Genomic DNA, 17,131 nt, shown 5'->3' with positions numbered 1-17,131 from the left:
CTGCGCTCTTCGCGGACGGTGAGCGCCTGTGGCACCATCGGACCCATACACGCGGGCTGGGGGTGAGCCATGGTCAACGACAGCAGCCGGCGGGCGCTGGCCGATTTCCTGCGCCGGCGCCGCGAGTCGATCGACCCCGAGTCGCGCGGCCTGCCGGTGGGCCGGCGGCGCACCCCGGGACTGCGCCGCGAGGAGGTCGCGGTGCTGGCCGGACTCAGCCCCTCCTGGTACGCATACCTGGAGCAGGGGCGCGACATCCAGGTCTCCGCCCAGGTCGCCGACAGCCTGGCCAGAGTGCTCGGCCTCGACGAGGAGGAGCGCCGCTACCTGCACCTGCTCGCCATCGGCCGCACCGGACACCGCGAGCAGCTGCCCGGCGAACGCACCCGCCTGGTCCTGCAGGACCTGGTGGACGCCGTCGATCCGGTACCGGCCTACGCCGCGGACAAGCGCGGCGACATGTTCGTATGGAACAGCGCCGCCTGCACCTGGTTCACCGACTTCGACGCGCTGCCGCCCGGGCGCTGCAACATGCTGCTGTGGATCCTGTCCGACCCGGTCGCCAGGGAGCGGTTCGTGGACTGGGAGGACGAGGCCAGGGACCTGATCGCGCGGTTCCGGGCGACCAGCGCGGTCGGCTCGGACGACCCGCGCATCGCCGAACTCGTCGGCCAGATCCTGGCGCTGGGACCGCCGGTGCGCCGGTGGTGGGAGTCGCACGAGGTGCGTGGTCAGACCGCGCATATCAGGCGGCTGCGGCATCCGCAGCTCGGCGTGCACGACATGCACATCGTGGTCTCCTACCTGGCCGGCGCCGAGGACCTCGGGATCGTGATGCACGTTCCGGTCAGCGACCGGTCCAAGACGGTGCTCGACCTGGCCGACGGCCGGTACCGCTCCGCCTGAGCTTGGGCCGGCGGTTGCGGTGCCGCACGTCGCAGCCCTCGATTACGTCAGCTGTCCGTTGTTACCATCCGCACCGCGATGCCACACTCCTCTCATCTCGCGCCGTACCACCAGGCGTTCTTTCAACGGGTCCGCTAGCCGGACGCGAAGGCCCCGGCCGTGCCCGGGGTCAGCCGCAGACACGCGCCTGCGGCTTCGGGGAAACAAGAGGATGTCATGACACGGATGCGCACGATCGAATTCGACCACCCGCTCACCGCACGGCGACATCGTTCCGGTCGGCGGCCGCCTGCCGCGGACCGCGTCGCAGTGGTGGGCATCGGCTGCCGCTTTCCGGGCGCGAACGGCCCGGATGCGTTCTGGAAACTGCTGGCCCGCGCCCGCGACACCGTCGGCGAGGTGCCGCCGCAGCGCTTCGACATCGGGCTGTGGCACGACCCGCGTCCGGCAGTGCCCGGCCGGATCGCCACGCGCGCGGGCGGCTTCCTCGACCGGATCGACCTGTTCGACGCCGGCTTCTTCGGCATCTCGCCCTACGAGGCCGCGCGGATGGACCCGCAGCAGCGGCTGCTGCTCGAAGTGGCCTGGGAGGCGCTCGAGGACGCCGGCGCGCCGCCGCTCGGCCTGGCCGGAAGCGACACCGGAGTGTTCGTCGGCCAGACCACGGCGCACTACTGGGATGCGCTGCGCGACGCAGGGGTCTGGGACATCTACTCGATGATCGGAGCAGAGGGCGCCGGCTGCATCTCCTCGCGTGTCGCCTACGCCCTCGACCTGCGCGGCCCCGCGGTCACGCTCGACGCATCCTGCTCCTCGTCGCTGTCTGCGGTGAATCTCGCCTGCGGCGCACTGCGTTCCGGCGAGATCGATCTGGCCCTGGTCGGCGGGACGAACCTGGTCAACCACCCCGCGGACAGCGTCATCCTCTCCCAGTCCGGGGTGCTCTCGCCGCGCGGACGCTGCCACTTCGGCGACGCCAGCGCGGACGGCTACGTCCGCAGCGAGGGCGTCGGGGTCGTCGTGCTCAAGCCGCTCGCGCGGGCCGAAGCGGACGGAGACCGGATCTACGCGGTGATCCTGGGCGGGGCGACCACGCATGACGGGGCCTCCAACGGCCTCTTCCTCACGCCGAGCGTCGCAGGCCAGGAACACTTGCTGCTGCGGGCAACCGCGGGGGCCGGCCTGACCCCGGCCGACGTGGACTACGTTGAAGCGCACGGCACCGGCACTGCGGAGGGCGACGCGGCCGAGCTGACCGCGCTCGGCCGGGTCTTCGGCGACGCACGACCAGCGGACCGGCCGCTGCTGGTCGGTTCAGTCAAGAGCAACATCGGCCATACCGAGGCCGCGGCCGGGATCGCCGGTCTGATCAAGGCGGCGCTCAGCCTCTGGCACAAGCGGATTCCCGCCACGCTGCACGCCAGCGCGCCCAACCCGCGGGTGCCGTGGACCGGGATCGAGCTGGCCGGCACCGCTCGACCGTGGCCGCAGACCGGCGGCCGTCCGGCGGTGGCCGGGGTGAGCGCCTTCGGACTTGCCGGCCAGAACGCGCACGTGGTTCTCGGCGAGGCTCCCGCGCCCGCGTCATCCGGGAACGCGAGCCGGCGACACGGGCCGTACCTGCTGCCGCTTTCCGCGCGCGATCCGCGTGCGCTGCGTGAGCTGGCGGCTCGTTACGAGCAGCTGCTGGCCAAGGGAGCACCGCCGACCGTCGCAGACATCTGCTACAGCGCGGGCAGCCGGCGCTCGCACCTGAGCCATCGGCTGGCCCTGGTCGCCGACTCGGGCGCCGCCCTACTGCGGGAGCTGCGGTCCGCGGCCACGTCGCAGGCCCCGGTGCGGCCCGCGCGGACCGAGCCGAAGGTGGTGTTCGTCTTCCCCGGGGCCGGTTCCCAGCGGGCCGGCATGGCCAGGCGGTTGCTGCACGAGTCCCCGGTTTTCCGTACCGAGTTCGAGCGCTGCGATGCGGCGATCCGGGCGGAGGTGGGCTGGTCGGCGCTGGAGCTGCTGCGTTCGGCCCGGGTCTTCGAAACGGCGGACCAGGTGCACCCGGTGCTGTGGGCCGTGGAGGTCGCTCTCGCCGCGGTCTGGAAGTCCTGGGGCGTGCGGCCCGACGCCGTCATCGGGCACAGCGTCGGCGAAATCGCCGCCGCGACCGTCGCCGGCGCGCTGAGCCTGGAGGACGCGGCGGCCGTCGTCTGTCGTCGCGGTGCCCTGATGCGGCGATACAGCGGACAGGGCGCGATGGGTTTGGTGCAGCTCGGCATGGCGCAGGTGCGCCGACGGATCGCCGAGCGAGGCGCCGACCTCGAAGTAGCCGCGACCAACGCGCCGCGCGCCACCGTGCTCTCCGGCGACGCCGACGACTTGGATCGGCTGCTGACCGATCTGTCCCTCGAAGGGGTGCACGTGCGCACCGTCAGGTCGGACGTCGCCTCGCACAGCGCCCGGATGGACCCGATCCTGGACGAGTTGCGCGCGGCGCTGGTCGACATCCGGCCCCGTGCGGGCCGGGTGCCGATCCGCTCCGCGGTCCACACCCGCCGCACCGACGGCGCCGATCTGAACGCGGATTACTGGGCGGCGAACCTGCGCTCGCGGGTGGCCTTCCACGAGGCGGTCGCCGCGGAACTCGCCGAGGAGCGGCGGCCCGTGCTCTTCGTCGAGCTGAGCCCGCATCCGATCCTGTCCGCCGCGCTCGCCGACTGCGCCGAAGAAGCCGGCGCCGACGCCCGGATCGTCGGCTCGCTGCGCCAGGGCCGCCGGGATGCGGCGAGCTTGTTCAGCGCTCTCGGCGACGCGTTCGAGTTCGGCTGCGCGGTGGATTGGGCCGCGGTCCACGGCGAAGGCGCCTTCGTGCCGTTGCCCACCTATCCGTGGCAGCGCAAGCGTTACTGGATCGACGACGCGCTCGCGACCGAGGCAGCCGCCCCGGGCGCGCCGATCGACGGCGTGGCTCCCGCGGCGGCCGGAAACGCGACCGCGGCCGGCCGGCCCGCCCGCGCCGATGCCCTGGCCGCGGCCGAGCCCGGAGCGACAGGCCAGGAACCGCTCTTCGCGCGCTCCGCGCCGGTCCGGCTCGGCGCGCGCGAATCCGAACCCGGACACGCCGCCAGCGCCGGGGATCCGGCGCTCACCGTTCCCGCCGGAGCGGACCTGCTCGATCACGTCGTCGAGCTGGTGGCAGGCATTCTGCGGCTGCCGCCCGGCGAGGTCGACACCGACCTGCCGATGATCCGGCTCGGCCTCGACTCGCTGATGGCGGTGGACCTCAGCCGCCGCGCTGAGCGCGCGCTCGGCGTGCGGCTTTCGGTCGGTGAGGCGCTCTCCGACGGCGGCACCCTGCGCGAATTGGTCGCCTCGGCGAACAACGAGCCGGAGCCCGCGGTAGCCGCTTGACGGATAAGCACGGTGAGATCGGGGGCGCCCTGCGGGGCGCCCCCGATCTCGTATCCGTCGATTTCAGTTCCGGCGCGGGGTCAGTCTCGATAGACCGTCAGCGTGCACTGATTCGCACCGTCAATGTACTTATAATCGAACTCGTCGACGCTGCGCATGGCCAGGAAGATGCCGAAGCCGCCGACCGGATCGCCGTCCCGTGTGCCCGACGCGGCAGGCGCGAGCGGGCGCCCGACGTGTGCCCTCGGGTCGAACCGCCGGCCCTCGTCCCGGATCCGCAGCCACACCCGGTCGCCGTCGATGCCGCCGCACACCTGAATCGGCCGTTGCGCTCGGCCGTGGCAGACCGCGTTGGTCACCAGCTCGTCGGCGGCGAGCCGCAATCGGTAGGCGAGCGCCTCGCCCAGACCCGCCGCGTCGGCGAGCTTCGCGACGAAGCCGGCGAGCGGGCCGAGGCCCGCGAGGCCCGGCGGCAGCCGCAGCTCGTCCACGGCGCAGCCGGGCCCGGTCGGTCGGGCACCGCTCACGGCAGCACCGGCTGGTACATCACCACGCTCTTGTCGAAGCCGGTCATGGTGATCACCTCCGCCACCTCGGGCCGCGCGCCGACCAGCACGATGTCCACCGCGGGCCCGAGCTTCTGGTGCGCGAACACCAGGCAGCGCAGGCCCGCGGAGGAAAGGTAGGTCAGGTCGTGCAGCAACAGCACCAGCCGGCCGACCCCGGCCTGAGCCGCGTCGGCGATCAGCTCCTGGAACGTGGACGCGGACTGCGCGTCGAGCTCTCCGGTGAGCCGGATGCTCGCGACGGCGCCGTCGATGTGGATGGTCGCTTGGAATCGCACGGTACTCACTCCCGTTGGTCAGATCCGCCGTGCCGTGAGCACGACGGTGGAACGCGGCCCGACTCGCAGCCGTCCCTGGTCCGGGATCTCCGGTTCGGTGCCGGGTGCGAAGGCGTCCTCGGGCGGCGCCGCCGCGGTGTCGGCGAACCGGTGCCAGCGCAGCCTGGGCGGTTTGAGCTCGGGCAGCCGCAGATCCAGCGGCTCCCAGAACGTGTTCACGGCGAGGTACACACAGTCGTGCCCTCCGTCCGGCAATCGGTCGTAGAACATCGCGGCCAGCAGCCGGTTGTGGTGCGACCAGTCGGGGCGCCACGGTTCGACGCCGTGCCAGCTCATGTCCGGGAACAGGTCGCCGCGGGTGCCGTTGGCCTGACCGATCGGGTGCCCGGCCCGGCGTAGCGCCGGGTGCGCCCGGCGGAAGGCCACCGCCCGGCGCACGAACCGCAGCAGGTCCGTCTCCTGCTCCACCAGGTCCCAGTCGAACCAGCTCAGCTCGCTGTCGTGGCAGTAGGCGTTGTTGTTGCCGTGCTGGGTGCGTGCCACCTCGTCCCCGGCGAGCAGCATCGGCACTCCGTGCGCGGTGAGTAGCACCAGCAGGGCGTTGCGCATCTGCCGGCGGCGCAGCGCGGCGATCTGCGGGTCGCCACTTGGGCCTTCGGCGCCGCAGTTCCAGCTCAGGTTGCGGCTCTCCCCGTCCCTGCCGTCCTCGCCGTTGGCGGCGTTGCGCTTGTGCTCGTAGGAGACCAGGTCGTGCAGGGTGAAGCCGCCGTGCGCGGTGATGAAGTTGACCGAGGCGGTCGCGCCGCGCCCGCCGTAAAGGTCGGGCGAGCCGACAAGCCGGGTGGCCATCTCCCTGGCCAGGCCCGGCTCGCCGCGCAGGAAACGCCGAGCCGCGTCGCGGTAGCGGCCGTTCCACTCGGCCCAACGGCAGTAGTCCGGGAAGTTGCCGACCTGATACAGCCCGGCCGCGTCCCAGGCCTCTGCGATCAGTTTGCAGTCACGCAGCACCGGGTCGTGCGCGAGCGCTTCGAGCAGCGGCGGGTTCTCCAGCGGCCGCCCGTCCGGTCCTCGGCCGAGGACCGCGGCCAGGTCGAAGCGGAAGCCGTCCACGTGGCACTCGGCGGCCCAGTAGCGCAGGCAGTCCAGCACGAAGCCGCGCACAACCGGGTGATTGCAGTTCACCGTGTTCCCGGTGCCGCTGTAGTTCTGGTAGCGGCCGTCGCCGTTGAGCATGTAGTACGTGCGGTTGTCCAGGCCGCGGAAGGAGATCGTCGGGCCCAGGTCGTTGCCCTCGGCGGTGTGGTTGAACACCACGTCGAGCAGCACCGCGATCCCGGCCTTGTGCAGCTGCTTGACCAGGTTCTTGAACTCGTCGACCTGCATGCCGAACCGGCCGGTGGCCGCGTAGGACGCCTTGGGCGCGAAGAACCCGACGGTGTTGTAGCCCCAGTAGTCGTGCAGCGGCTGCCCGGTCGCGGGATCGCTGCGCGGATTGCCGCTTTCGTCGAACTCGAAGACGGGCATCAGCTCGACGCAGTTGACGCCGAGATCGCGCAGGTACGGGATCTTCTCGGCGAACCCGGCGAAGGTGCCGGGGTGCCGCACGCCGGAGTTCGGGTGCCGGGTGAAGCCGCGCACGTGCGCCTCGTAGATCACCAGGTCGGCGTCTCTGATCCGCAGCGGCCTGTCGCCCTCCCAGTCGAAGTCGTCCGGCGGGACCAGCGCCCGGAACCGGTTCTGTGCGGGCGCCCGCACGCCCCATTCCTCCGCTCCGGTGATCGCCCGCGCGTACGGGTCGCACAGCACGACCCGCTCGTCGAAGCGGTCGTGCGGATCAGGCTGCTCGGGCGCCGTGGCGCGGTACCCGTATTCGAGGTCTTCTAAATCGAGCCCGAACACGGTCACCGCGAACACCCCGCCGATCCGGAACGCGTCCGGCAGCGGCAGTTCGGCGAACGGCGCCGGTTTGCCGCGCTGGTACAGCACGAGCGTCATCGCGGCGGCGCGGTTCGAGTACACCGAGAAGTTGACGCCGCCGTCTACCGGCGTCGCGCCGAAGGGCAGCGGCCGGCCCGGACAGACGTCCAGCCCGGCGATGCGGTGGGTGGGGTGCGCGTCGATACGCGGCCCCGAGGGGATCGTCGCGGTCACCGCGCGCTCACCTGCCGTTCAGAGCCTTGATTCCAGCGTCGATGTCGTCGAAGAGCTCGAAGAAACCCAGGAAGCCGGTCGCGGCCATCACGTCCGCGGGCCGGTCGGGCACCGCGGCCAGCGCGAGACGGCGCCCGGCCGCTTGCGCCCAGCGGTGTGCCAGCAGCAGCGTGCGCAGCCCCGCACTGGAGAGGTAGGTCAGCCCGGCCAGGTCCAGCAGCACGTTGCGGCCAGCGGCGCACAGTTCGACCAGCTGCGACTGCACGGCGGGCGCCGCGCGTCCGTCCAGTTCTCCGGCCAGCCTCACCACCAGGACTTCTCCGGCGGTGCGCTGCGTGAGGTTCACCTGGCGCCGCCGGGAACGAGATGCGCCCGGACGGTCAGCCTCGTGCGCGAGTCGGGCAGCTTGACGGTCATGGCTACCGGGTCGAAGGCCGGGTACGGGTCGCCGTCCACCTCCACCCACTCCAGCCGGGCCCGGCCCGGCGGCAGCGCGTCCGGCGCGACCCGCAGCAGCCGCTCCGCGCCGAAGCCGTCCGGCAGCGGCCGGAACCACAGGGTCAGCGGCTGGTCGTGAATCAGCAGCCTGCCGTAGACGGTGGCCAGGAAACACAGCTCGGAGGCGTGGTACATGCTCATCGCGTGGCTGCCCTTGAGCCGCTCGTCGCCGAGCAGGTAGGGGATGCCGTTGGCCAGCACGTTGAAATAGACCGCGCCCTCGTCGTGGTCGAGGAAGAAGGCGTTGTAGAAGGATTGCGCCTCGCGAGCGAGCCGCAGGAACTCAGCCCCCTGCGCGCTGCCCCGCCGCGCGCCGTCAGCCCGGGAGCCGTCCGGCTGCGCGTGGCCGGCCAGCACTAGGTACGCCAGGATCGCCTGCTCCTGCTGCCACCATGCCTTGCGGTCGTGCCAGGCGAAACGGTGCCTGCCGCCGAGCCGCGGGTCCGCCGTGCGGTCGACGACGTCGTACCAGCCGCCGCGCCGGGTGTCGCTGCCCACCTCAGGCATCCGCATCACGATACGCCGGGCCAGCTCCGGATAGCGCGGATCGGCTTCCAGCGCGTTCATCCGGGTCAGGTTCCAGGCGATCTTCAGGTTGTGGCCGATCACCGCGTGCCCGCGCTGCCAGCCCCAGTCCGGGTCCGGGGTGAAGTCGCGGTGGAAGCGCTCGCGCACGAACGGGCCGCCGTCGGGATCCGGGAAGTGCCGGGTGATCAGCTCGAAGCTCTCCCGCAGCATGGCCATGTGCCGCGGCTCGCCGGTGGCCAGGGCCAGGTTGATCAGATAGGCCGGCGCGTGGTCGCCGATAGAGTTCCAGTTCTTGCGGGCGCGGTTCGGGCCGAGCGACTCGTGGTGCGGGCTGAGCGTGATCGGGTCCACGTGCGAGTACCAGCCGCCGTGTTCCGCGTCGTGGAAGAAGCGTTCGAACAGCCGCAGCGTGCCCTCGATGTCGGCGAGGATCGCCGGATCGCCGCTGGCCCGGTACGTCATGGTCGGGCCGACCAGCGCATAGATCTGCTCGTAGCAGGGAATCGCGTCGTAGTCGTCGCCGAACTCCGAGGTGAAGAGCTTTCGTTCGTATTCGCCTTCGACGTCGATGCCGTGGTACCAGTACACGACGTCGTTCTCCCGGTCGACGAAGCGCATGTGCTCGCGCAGGTACTCGGTTCCGCGCTCGGCCACGTCGAGGTAGTCCTCGTTGCCCGTGAGCATGAACGCCGCGGCCATGCCGTAGACCAGGCGCGAGATGGTGTCGGTTTCCTGCACGTGGTGGTCGGTCTTGTGCCCGCTCAGCCGCAGGATGGTGCGGTAGTCGCGGAAGTCGACCGGGCCGGTGCCGAACTGCGCGCCTCGGTAGAACGCCGCGATCGCGTCGAGCTGCCTGGTCCACCAGCCCTGCTGTTCGAACACGTACTCCCCGGGCCTGGTCCCGGTGAACACCAGGTTCTTGCCCTCGAATACGGCGCCGCCCTGCCGCGGGTAGTAGATCCCGTACACGAACAGGGCGGCTCCGGGCACGAGCAGCTCGTCGAGCCGGCCGGACAGGTCGACGCGCGGATCACCCAGGTTGCGCACCAGTTCGGCGGTGATGTCCCCGACCAGATGCACCCGCACCGGGACGTCGTCGGCGGTGCGCAGGTCGAGCACGCCGCGCTCGGGTTCGTACCCGGTGACGTAACCCGCCACCAGGTCGGACCACGGATGGGCGGGCGGCGTGTCGATCATCGGCGTTCTCCGGAAGGTGCGGCGCCCCGGTGCGACGCGATGGCGTCCAGCAGGCGGCGGGCGAACAGGTGGCAGAGGTCTGCGCTGCGGGCGGTCACCAGATCGCCGTCGGTGACGACGTCGGCGTCCACGTAATCCGCGCCCATGTTCCGGGCATCCGAGTACAGGTTGTTGTGGCAGGTCAGCTTGCGTCCGCGCACCGTCTGCGGCACCGGTGCCGCGAGCCAGAGCGCGTGACAGTTCAGGCCCTTGACGAGACGTGGCAGGGCGAAGGCGCGGCGCAGCAGTTCGGCGGCCGGGGCCAGCCGGCCGGGCTTCTCGCTGTAGCGCAGCCGGTCGGCCACCATGCCGCCCGGAACGATCAGCGCGTCGTACTTGGACAGCGCCGTGTAATCGAGGGCCTCCAGATCCCCCTCGACCGTGATCGGCGCCTGGTACTCGTGGCCGGTGAAGGTCAGCGCGCGCTGTCCCCACAGCCGCGTGGCCAGATCGACGGCCACGCCTTCCTCGGCGAACCGGTGCTGGTAGTAGGAGATCTCCGGCTCGACGTAGTCGCTCTCCATCAGGATCACGACCCGGGCGCCGGCCAGCGGCCCGTCCTCCCGCAGCGCGATGTCCGACATCCCAGCCTCGCCTTCCTCAACGCGTGAGCAGATGGATTAGATAAGGACCCTCATGCCCGAGCAGCCGGGAGACCGCCTCCGGCACCTGCCCGGGTTCCTCGACGCGCATCCCCGGCACGCCGAGCGCGGCGGCCAGCCCGACGAAGCCGATCGGCGGCTGCGCCAGATCGAAGGCCTCAGGGGCGGGCCGCGGCAGGATGCCCCGCTCGGAGCGGTAGCGGGCCAGGTTGTCGTCCAGCAGCCGGTACCGCCGGTTGTCGCAGACCACGAACTTCGCGTCGATCCCGTAGCGGGCCGCGGTCCACAGCGCCTGGAACGTGTACATGCTGCCGCCGTCCCCGGTGAAGCCGACCACCGTCGCCTCGGGCCTGGCCAGCTTGATCCCGATCGCGCCCGGAATGCCGACGCCGAGCGATCCGCCGCGGGTCTGGTGGTAGGAGCCGACGGTGCGCGGCGGCAGCGCGGCGGTGATCGCGCCGGACGCGGTCAGCGCCTCGTCGAAGAGCACCAGCGGTTGTGCGGCCTGCACGCCGAGCTCGCGGGCGAACGTGGTGGCCAGTGGCTCGCCGTCCTGGTGAGCCGCGGGCTCGCGGTACGCGTACTGCCCGCCTTCGCTCGCGTCCGAGGGCCGCAGCCGTTCCAGCGCCTTGGCCAGCTCGCGCAGCGTCGCGCCCGGCTCGGCCACAAGGCCGAGGGTCACCGGGTGGTTCTTGCCGATCTCGTAGGAGTCCAGGTCGATGTGCACGATCGTGGCGTCCGGCCGCAACGGCGAGTCGATCAGCGGGAAGACCTCGGGGAACAGGTACGTTCCGACGACCAGCACCGCGTCGGCCGAGGCGACTGCGGGTGCACTCGACGTGCCGAACATGTGCCCGAGCTGGCCGCGGTGCAGCGGATGCGCGGTGTCCATGTTCACCGTTGACGAGTTCGCCTCCCATACCGGGGCGCCGAGCAGTTCCGCGACCCGGGTGAGCGCCTGCTGCGCGCCCGCTTCCGCCACTCCGTCGCCGATGACGATGACCGGCTCGCGGGCCGCGCTCAGCAGCGCGGCCGCGCGCGCGATCTCGGCGTCCGACGGCACGGTCGCCGTCGAGGGCACGTGCGTCGGCAGCACCGGCTCGGACGTCGACTCGTCGAGCACGTCCATCGGCAGCGCGACGAACACCGGCCCGCGCGGCGGGGTTAGCGCGAGGCGCACGGCGCGGCGCAGCACGCGCAACAGCGAGCCGGGGTGGACGACCCGCGTCGCGAATTTGGTGACCGGACGGGCCATGGCGACCAGATCGGCCGCCATTTGCCCGTCCAGCGCGTCATAGGCGATCCCCGCCTCTCCGGCCAGCACGACCAGCGGGGTGTGCCCGCGCATCGCCTGGTAGAGCATTCCGACGCCGTTGCCGAGACCGACCCCGGAATGCAACTGCACCAGCGCCGCGCCGCCCGATGCCCGCGCGTATCCGTCGGCGATGCCGACCGCGACGGTCTCCTGCAGCGTCAGCACGTATCGCAGCCCGGGGACCGATTCCAGCTCGTCGAGGAACCCCTGTTCCACGGTGCCCGGATTGCCGAACATGTAGCGCAACCCGTCGGCCGCGAGCTGTTCCAGCAGCGCGGTCTTGCCCGGCCGGGGGGTGGAGGTCACCGCGTTCACCACCCGTACCGGCGCAGACCGTGCTCAAGCATCTCGACCAGCTTCTCGCCGCCGAGGAAGGAATCCGGCGTGGAGCGCGCGGTGACGAACGGGTAGTCGACGATCACCGAGGTCTCCTTGCCCACGTTGCCGTGGAACCGGCCGTCGGGGGCGGTGGCGTCGCGCAGGATGTACTCGAGCGGATAGGGCACGGCGCCGATGTTGAAGTCGGTGCCGAGGAAGCCCGTGCCGGCCTTGTAGTCGTACTCCTTCGGGTGCCCGGTGACGTGCTTGCCACGCAGGATGCTGTCGCGCTGCTCCCACTCACGGGCGAACGCGAGCGGGGTGACCCCGTAGCAGAGCCCGAGGATGGGGCGGTCGGCGCGGTGGAAGGCGAGGACGATCTCGTGCAGCCGCCCGTTGTTGGCCATGTCCACGATCGGCCCGCTTCCGCCGACCAGCACGAGCGCGTCGTAGCGCTCGAGTAGCGAGCGTTGCGCGGTGTCCAGCTCCCGGTGGTAGGCCTCGATCCGGCGCAGGAAGTCCGGCTCGCTGAAGTAGGGCCGGTCCGGTATCAGTTCCTCGATGCTCAGCGGGTTGTCCAGCCGGTCCGACTCGTCCAGCTTGCGGGTCGCCTCCGCGACCTCCGGCGTGGTCACCGAGCGGCCGAGCGGCGGGTCGACGTACTCGGGGTCCATGCTCGGCGGCAGCGCGTGCGCCCGGCCGCCGGTCGGCGTGGCGAAGGTGACCTCGTAGCCCCGGCGGTCGAAGGCCGCCAGCGGCCCGACGAGCTCCTCGCCCCAGTATCCGTACTCGGAGAGCACGGTGAGGATGGACTTTGACATGTCGTCGTCTCTTTCCTGCAGACGGTGTGGCGGACTGCCTTTGCTCCTCCCAGTGAAGGCAGGGCCGCGCGCGGCGGACAACGACTTGACCAGAATGCGGGGACACTGCGGCGAGTGGACGTCCTGTCAGTAGACGAATGCGTCGGACGTGACGCAGTGTGCGCTCTTCCCTTCCGCTTCAGCAGTTCGCAGTGTTCTGTCGCCTACGCTGAAGGTCCGACCACACAAGCCGGCCAGCGCAGGGACGCGGACCGGCGCTCAACCAGCCGGAACGCAGGAGGGTCCACAGATGACAGTCGCGCTCGTGACCGGAGCGAATCAGGGCGTCGGTTTCGCCGTGGCTCGGCAACTGGTGCAGGCGCTCGGCCCCTCCGCGACCGTTTATCTGACCGGGCGCGACCCCGAGCGGGTCGAGCGCGCGGCCGCCGAGGCTCCGGGCACCGTTCCAGCCGTGATGGACGTGCGGCAAGACGACGCCGTGGCGAAGCTGGCAGCTGAACTGGCCGATCGGCACGGCGCAGTGGACGTGGTGGTCTCCAACGCGGCGGCGCGGCGCGCTCCCGGGCGCGCTGACGCGGAGACGGTGCGGGCGTTCGTGGACACCAACAACCTCGGCACCACCCGGATGATCAGGTCGTTCGGGCCGATCCTGCGGCCCGGGGGCCGCTTCCTCGTCGTGGCCAGCGCGTTCGGCTCGCTGCGCAACCTCGATCCGAAGCTGCGGCCGCTGTTCGACACCGAGGCGCTCACCTTGGACGAGGTCGACCGGCGCATGCTCGAGTTCGCCGACCTGGTCGAGGCCGGCCGGCATCGGCAGGAGGGCTGGCCGGAGTCGATCAACATCCCGTCGAAGATCGGACAGGTCGCCGCCGCCCGGGTGTTCGCCCGCGAGCAGGCGCGCCGCGACGGTGTGCACATCCTGGCGGTGTGCCCCGGCCTGGTGGACACGGACGCCTCACGGCCCTGGTTCGCCGACATGTCCCAGGCGCAGAGCCCGGACGAGGCGGCGCGGGATCTGGTGCGCCTGGCCCGCGGCGACGTCGAGCCCGAGTTCTACGGCCGGCTCGTCCAGCACCGCCACATCATCCCCTGGACCTGAGTCTCCCGTGAGCAGGGTTCGCGGGGCGGTCATCGCCCGCCCGGCCGCGAACCCGTGGATCAGGAGGTTTCGAAGTGTCTCAGACCTCTGATATAGCATGTTCGGTGGCGCCGGTCTTCGGAGCCCCCGCGGCCCCGCCCTTCGCGGTGCTGCTCGGACCGGACTTCGCCGGAAAGTCCACCGCGCTGGCGCGGCTGCGCGCGGGCAACCCGGCCCGGCGGATCCTGTCCACCGACGAGGACTTCCTCGCGGCCGAGCACCGCCCGATCGCCCAGCTGCGCCGAGTGGCCGGCGAGGTGATCGGCGCCCTCGGCACCGACTTCAGCCCGGACTTCCTGGTCGGGCTGCTGCAAACCGCCGTCGTGCACCTGCGCGACGAGCTGCTGCGCGAGGAGCCTGTGCACGAAGGCCCCCGCCGCGGCCCGCTGCTGGTCGACTCCTACTACTACAAGATCCTGGCGAAATGCACGCTAGCCGGCGCCGGCGACAACCCGATGCTCGCCTGGTGGCGCTCGTTTCCGCAGCCGGTCCGGGTGGTCTACCTCGACGTCTCGCCCGCCGCCGCATGGCGCAGGTGCGGCCGCGGCCACGGGCTCAACCCGCTCGAACACTACGGGCGGCGCCCGGACTTCGAGCGGTTCGCGAGATACCAGGCCGACCTGTCCGCGCTGATGTTCGAGGAGATCCGGCACCTTCCGGTCACGGTCCTCGGCGAGCGCACGGACCCGGCGCAGACGGCCCGCGAGATCGAGGAGGCGCTGGCCGATGGCTGAGACGAAGAGTTCTGCGACCGGTAGGGAAGGCTCCGCCGCCGACACGTACGACGACTCGACCCGGATCTGGCACTCGCCCGGACATCTGGCGCGCTATCGCGAACGGGTGGCGGCTGAGCAAGCCCGGCTGCGCGCGGTCGCAGCCGACTGCGACGCCGCCCAACAGCGGACACTGACAGAGCTCGTGGAGGCGAACGCGCAGACCCTGTTCGGCCGCCAGCACGGCTTCGCCTCGATCCGCTCAGTGCGCGATCTGCGCGCCGCGGTACCGATCCGGGACTACGCCGGCCACGCGCCGTGGATCGAGCAGGCGGCCGCGGGCAGGACCGCGGTGCTGACCGCGGACGCCCCGCGCGTGTTCTTCACCAGCAGCGGAAGCACCGGAGCACGCAAGAAGGTCCCGGTGACCGCACGGTTCATGCACCGTTCCTTCTTCCCCTTCTACCTGGCCGCCTGGGCGCCGCTCGCCGAGCACTACCCGCAGGTGCTCGAACGGCCCGACGCGGCGCTCAACCTCAAGCACGATCCGCTGGCCGCACCCGACACGACGGCGTCGGGCCGTCCGTACGCCGGGGCGAGCCAAATCGACCTCGGGCGCATGTTCGGAGAACCGCTGTCCGCGGAACCGGGCAGCTCGGCGCCCTGGGCGACGCTGCCGGTGCCCGCGGCCCGTGACGATCACGAGCGGAAGATGTACCTGCGGCTGCGGATGGCGGTGGAGAGCGACGTCCGTCTCGTGATCGGCATCAATCCTGCGATGATCGCCGCGCTCCCCTATCAGCTCCGGGTGTGGTGGCCGCGCATCGTCAAGGACGTGCACGATGGCACGTTCGACGGCGCGGCCGGCGGCGAGCCCAACCCGGGGCGCGCCGCCGAGCTGGAACGGCTCGAAGCCCGCCACGGCACGGTGCTGCCGGCCCATGTCTGGCCGCGCATCTCGGCGCTGTTCTGCTGGACCACGGGCGCCGCTTCGCTTTACCTGCCGCGGCTGCGGGAAGAGTACGGCATCGGCGTCGCCGTGCTGCCCGCGCCGATCGCCGCCTCCGAAGGCCCCATCGCCGTGCCACTCGACCGGCACGCCACCGCGGGCAGCCTGATCGCGGACGCCGCAGTGTACGAATTCATCGACGCCGACGAGCCGATCGAGCCGGACAGCGCGACGCTCGCTGCCTACGAGCTCGAACCCGGACGCGACTATCACGTGGTGTTCAGCCACGTCGGAGGCTTCTACCGGTACTCGGGCGGCGACGTCGTGCGAGTCGTTGACCGGGTCGGCGGGGCTCCTCGGCTGGACTACGCGGGCCGGGCGACCGTGAGCGACGCGGCAGGGGAGCGGCTGCGCGATGCCCACGCGGTACGAGCCCTGATGGCGGCGTGCAGTTCCACCGGCCTGGGCCTGCGTTCGGCCGCGTGCCGGGTAGAGAAGGACCCTGTCAGCGACCTGCCTTACTACGAGTTCGCCGCAGCCGGCCGGCAGACGTGGAGCCCAGCCGAAATCACGGCGTTCGCCACCGCCCTCGACAGCGCCCTTGGCGCGCAGTCCTCCGGCTACCGCGCGGCCCGCACCGCCGGACGGCTTGGCGCCGCCGTCGTACAGACGACCGACCACGACGCGTTCCAGCGCGACTGGCTGGCCACCGTCGCCGCGGGCACCCGCCCCACCCAGGTCAAAGACCGCATCTTCCGGCAGCGGCCGGAGGACTGGCGGCGGCTGGCGCCCGGCGCGGCCGCCCGGCCCGAAGGAGGACTCGTCCCGTGAGCGAGACGCTTGCCGCACCCTCGCATGACACGCTCGACGCGGTCGAGCGCACCGCGCTGCTGACCGCCGCGTTGCGCGCCGCCGAATCCCGTCGGCCGGACCGGCTCTACGACGATCCGTTCGCGCAGCTGCTCAGCGGCGAGATCGGGCCCGAGCTACTGGCCGAGGTCCGGGCGGTCACGTTCCCCCGCGACGGCTCCCGCACGCTGCCGAGCACGCCGGATTACAACGCCATCCGCACCCGCTTCTTCGACGACTTCCTTCTCGACTCGACTCGTCCGCCCGGTCAGCACCAGGTCGTGCTGGCGCCCGCGGGCATGGATTCGCGTGCGTACCGTCTGCCGTGGGGCGACGGCGTACGGTATTTCGAGGTCGACCGGCCCGCGGTGCTCGCCTACAAGCGCGAGCGCCTCGCTGGCCGCAGCGCCCACACCGCGTACCACCGATTCGTCGCGGCGGATCTGGCGGCGGACGACTGGGAATCCCGCCTCACCGAAGCCGGCTACGACCCGGACTCGCCGTCCACCTGGCTGGTCGAAGGCCTGCTGTACTACATCGAAGAGAACCAGGCACACCGGATCCTGGAACGCATCGCCGCCATCGTCGCGCCGGGCAGCCGGATCGCCGCGGACATCGTCAACCGCGCCGCACTAACGCTGCCGAACATGCGCGGGCTGCTCGACGTGTTCGCCGGTTGGGGATGCCCGTGGCTATTCGGCCACGACGAGCCTGAGCGACTGTTCGCGCAATACGGATTCGACGTGCGCGCAGTGCAGCCTGGCGAACCCGAAGCAGACTACGGACGCTGGCCCGATCCGGTTCCGCCACGGGAGAAGACGGCGGTGCGTCGAGTGTTCTTCGTGCACGGCAGGCGGCGTTGAC

14 protein-coding genes are annotated in these 17,131 nt (G+C 71.4%); 6 read left to right on the top strand and 8 right to left on the bottom strand.

All coding sequences use genetic code 11. The annotated features are described in order from the left end of the window. Window positions 1-69 precede the first annotated feature (69 nt). Window positions 70-906, top strand: a complete 837-nt coding sequence (locus VN779_RS17470; RefSeq protein WP_325724599.1) for a helix-turn-helix transcriptional regulator — start codon at window positions 70-72, stop codon at window positions 904-906. A gap of 225 nt (window positions 907-1,131) precedes the next feature. After that, on the top strand, window positions 1,132-4,305 hold the full coding sequence (locus VN779_RS17465) for a type I polyketide synthase (protein WP_325724597.1): 3,174 nt from the start codon (window positions 1,132-1,134) through the stop codon (window positions 4,303-4,305). A gap of 80 nt (window positions 4,306-4,385) precedes the next feature. Here VN779_RS17465 and VN779_RS17460 read toward each other — a convergent pair whose 3' ends face one another. Genes VN779_RS17460 through VN779_RS17425 form a run of 8 tightly spaced genes read right to left on the bottom strand, consistent with a single transcriptional unit; the run spans window position 4,386 to window position 12,618 of the window. Continuing rightward, window positions 4,386-4,832: an ATP-binding protein gene (locus VN779_RS17460; protein WP_325724595.1), complete on the bottom strand. Its 447-nt coding sequence runs from the start codon at window positions 4,830-4,832 to the stop codon at window positions 4,386-4,388. Beyond that, window positions 4,829-5,149 (bottom strand): STAS domain-containing protein, encoded by a 321-nt coding sequence (locus tag VN779_RS17455; protein ID WP_325724593.1) that lies wholly within the window; start codon window positions 5,147-5,149, stop codon window positions 4,829-4,831. The genes VN779_RS17460 and VN779_RS17455 overlap by 4 nt, the downstream gene beginning before the upstream one ends. Before the next feature lie 18 nt (window positions 5,150-5,167). Continuing rightward, window positions 5,168-7,300, bottom strand: a complete 2,133-nt coding sequence (glgX, locus tag VN779_RS17450) for a glycogen debranching protein GlgX (protein ID WP_325724591.1) — start codon at window positions 7,298-7,300, stop codon at window positions 5,168-5,170. Window positions 7,301-7,307: 7 nt separating this feature from the next. Beyond that, entirely contained in the window at window positions 7,308-7,646 is a 339-nt protein-coding gene (locus VN779_RS17445) for an STAS domain-containing protein (RefSeq protein WP_325724589.1), read from the bottom strand. After that, window positions 7,643-9,523: an AGE family epimerase/isomerase gene (locus VN779_RS17440; RefSeq protein ID WP_325724587.1), complete on the bottom strand. Its 1,881-nt coding sequence runs from the start codon at window positions 9,521-9,523 to the stop codon at window positions 7,643-7,645. Before VN779_RS17440 ends, VN779_RS17445 begins: the two co-directional genes overlap by 4 nt. Continuing rightward, window positions 9,520-10,146, bottom strand: coding sequence for a DJ-1/PfpI family protein (locus VN779_RS17435; protein WP_325724585.1), 627 nt, complete (start codon window positions 10,144-10,146; stop codon window positions 9,520-9,522). The genes VN779_RS17440 and VN779_RS17435 overlap by 4 nt, the downstream gene beginning before the upstream one ends. 16 nt (window positions 10,147-10,162) lie before the next feature. Beyond that, window positions 10,163-11,785, bottom strand: coding sequence for a thiamine pyrophosphate-binding protein (locus tag VN779_RS17430; RefSeq protein WP_325724583.1), 1,623 nt, complete (start codon window positions 11,783-11,785; stop codon window positions 10,163-10,165). Between the two features lie 5 nt (window positions 11,786-11,790). Continuing rightward, the gene (locus VN779_RS17425; protein WP_325724581.1) at window positions 11,791-12,618 is read right to left on the bottom strand and encodes a type 1 glutamine amidotransferase domain-containing protein; all 828 of its coding nucleotides are present in this window, start codon (window positions 12,616-12,618) and stop codon (window positions 11,791-11,793) included. A 289-nt stretch (window positions 12,619-12,907) separates the two neighbouring features. On the opposite strand from VN779_RS17425, the gene VN779_RS17420 reads away from it, so the two are divergent. From VN779_RS17420 to VN779_RS17405, 4 genes are all read left to right on the top strand, one after another. Then, window positions 12,908-13,717, top strand: coding sequence for an SDR family NAD(P)-dependent oxidoreductase (locus VN779_RS17420; RefSeq protein ID WP_325724579.1), 810 nt, complete (start codon window positions 12,908-12,910; stop codon window positions 13,715-13,717). Between the two features lie 104 nt (window positions 13,718-13,821). After that, window positions 13,822-14,490 (top strand): hypothetical protein, encoded by a 669-nt coding sequence (locus tag VN779_RS17415; protein ID WP_325724577.1) that lies wholly within the window; start codon window positions 13,822-13,824, stop codon window positions 14,488-14,490. Beyond that, on the top strand, window positions 14,483-16,249 hold the full coding sequence (locus tag VN779_RS17410; RefSeq protein ID WP_325724575.1) for a GH3 family domain-containing protein: 1,767 nt from the start codon (window positions 14,483-14,485) through the stop codon (window positions 16,247-16,249). The genes VN779_RS17415 and VN779_RS17410 overlap by 8 nt, the downstream gene beginning before the upstream one ends. After that, a complete protein-coding gene (locus tag VN779_RS17405; RefSeq protein WP_325724573.1) occupies window positions 16,246-17,130 on the top strand; it encodes an SAM-dependent methyltransferase in 885 nt (294 codons plus the stop codon). Before VN779_RS17410 ends, VN779_RS17405 begins: the two co-directional genes overlap by 4 nt. The last annotated feature ends 1 nt before the right edge of the window (window position 17,131 follow it).

It is taken from the genome of Actinocrinis sp. (genome assembly GCF_035605935.1).
GTDB lineage: Bacteria > Actinomycetota > Actinomycetes > Streptomycetales > Catenulisporaceae > Actinocrinis.
Note: the sequence above shows the minus strand (reverse complement) of the source record. Positions and strands in the feature narration are given on the sequence as shown.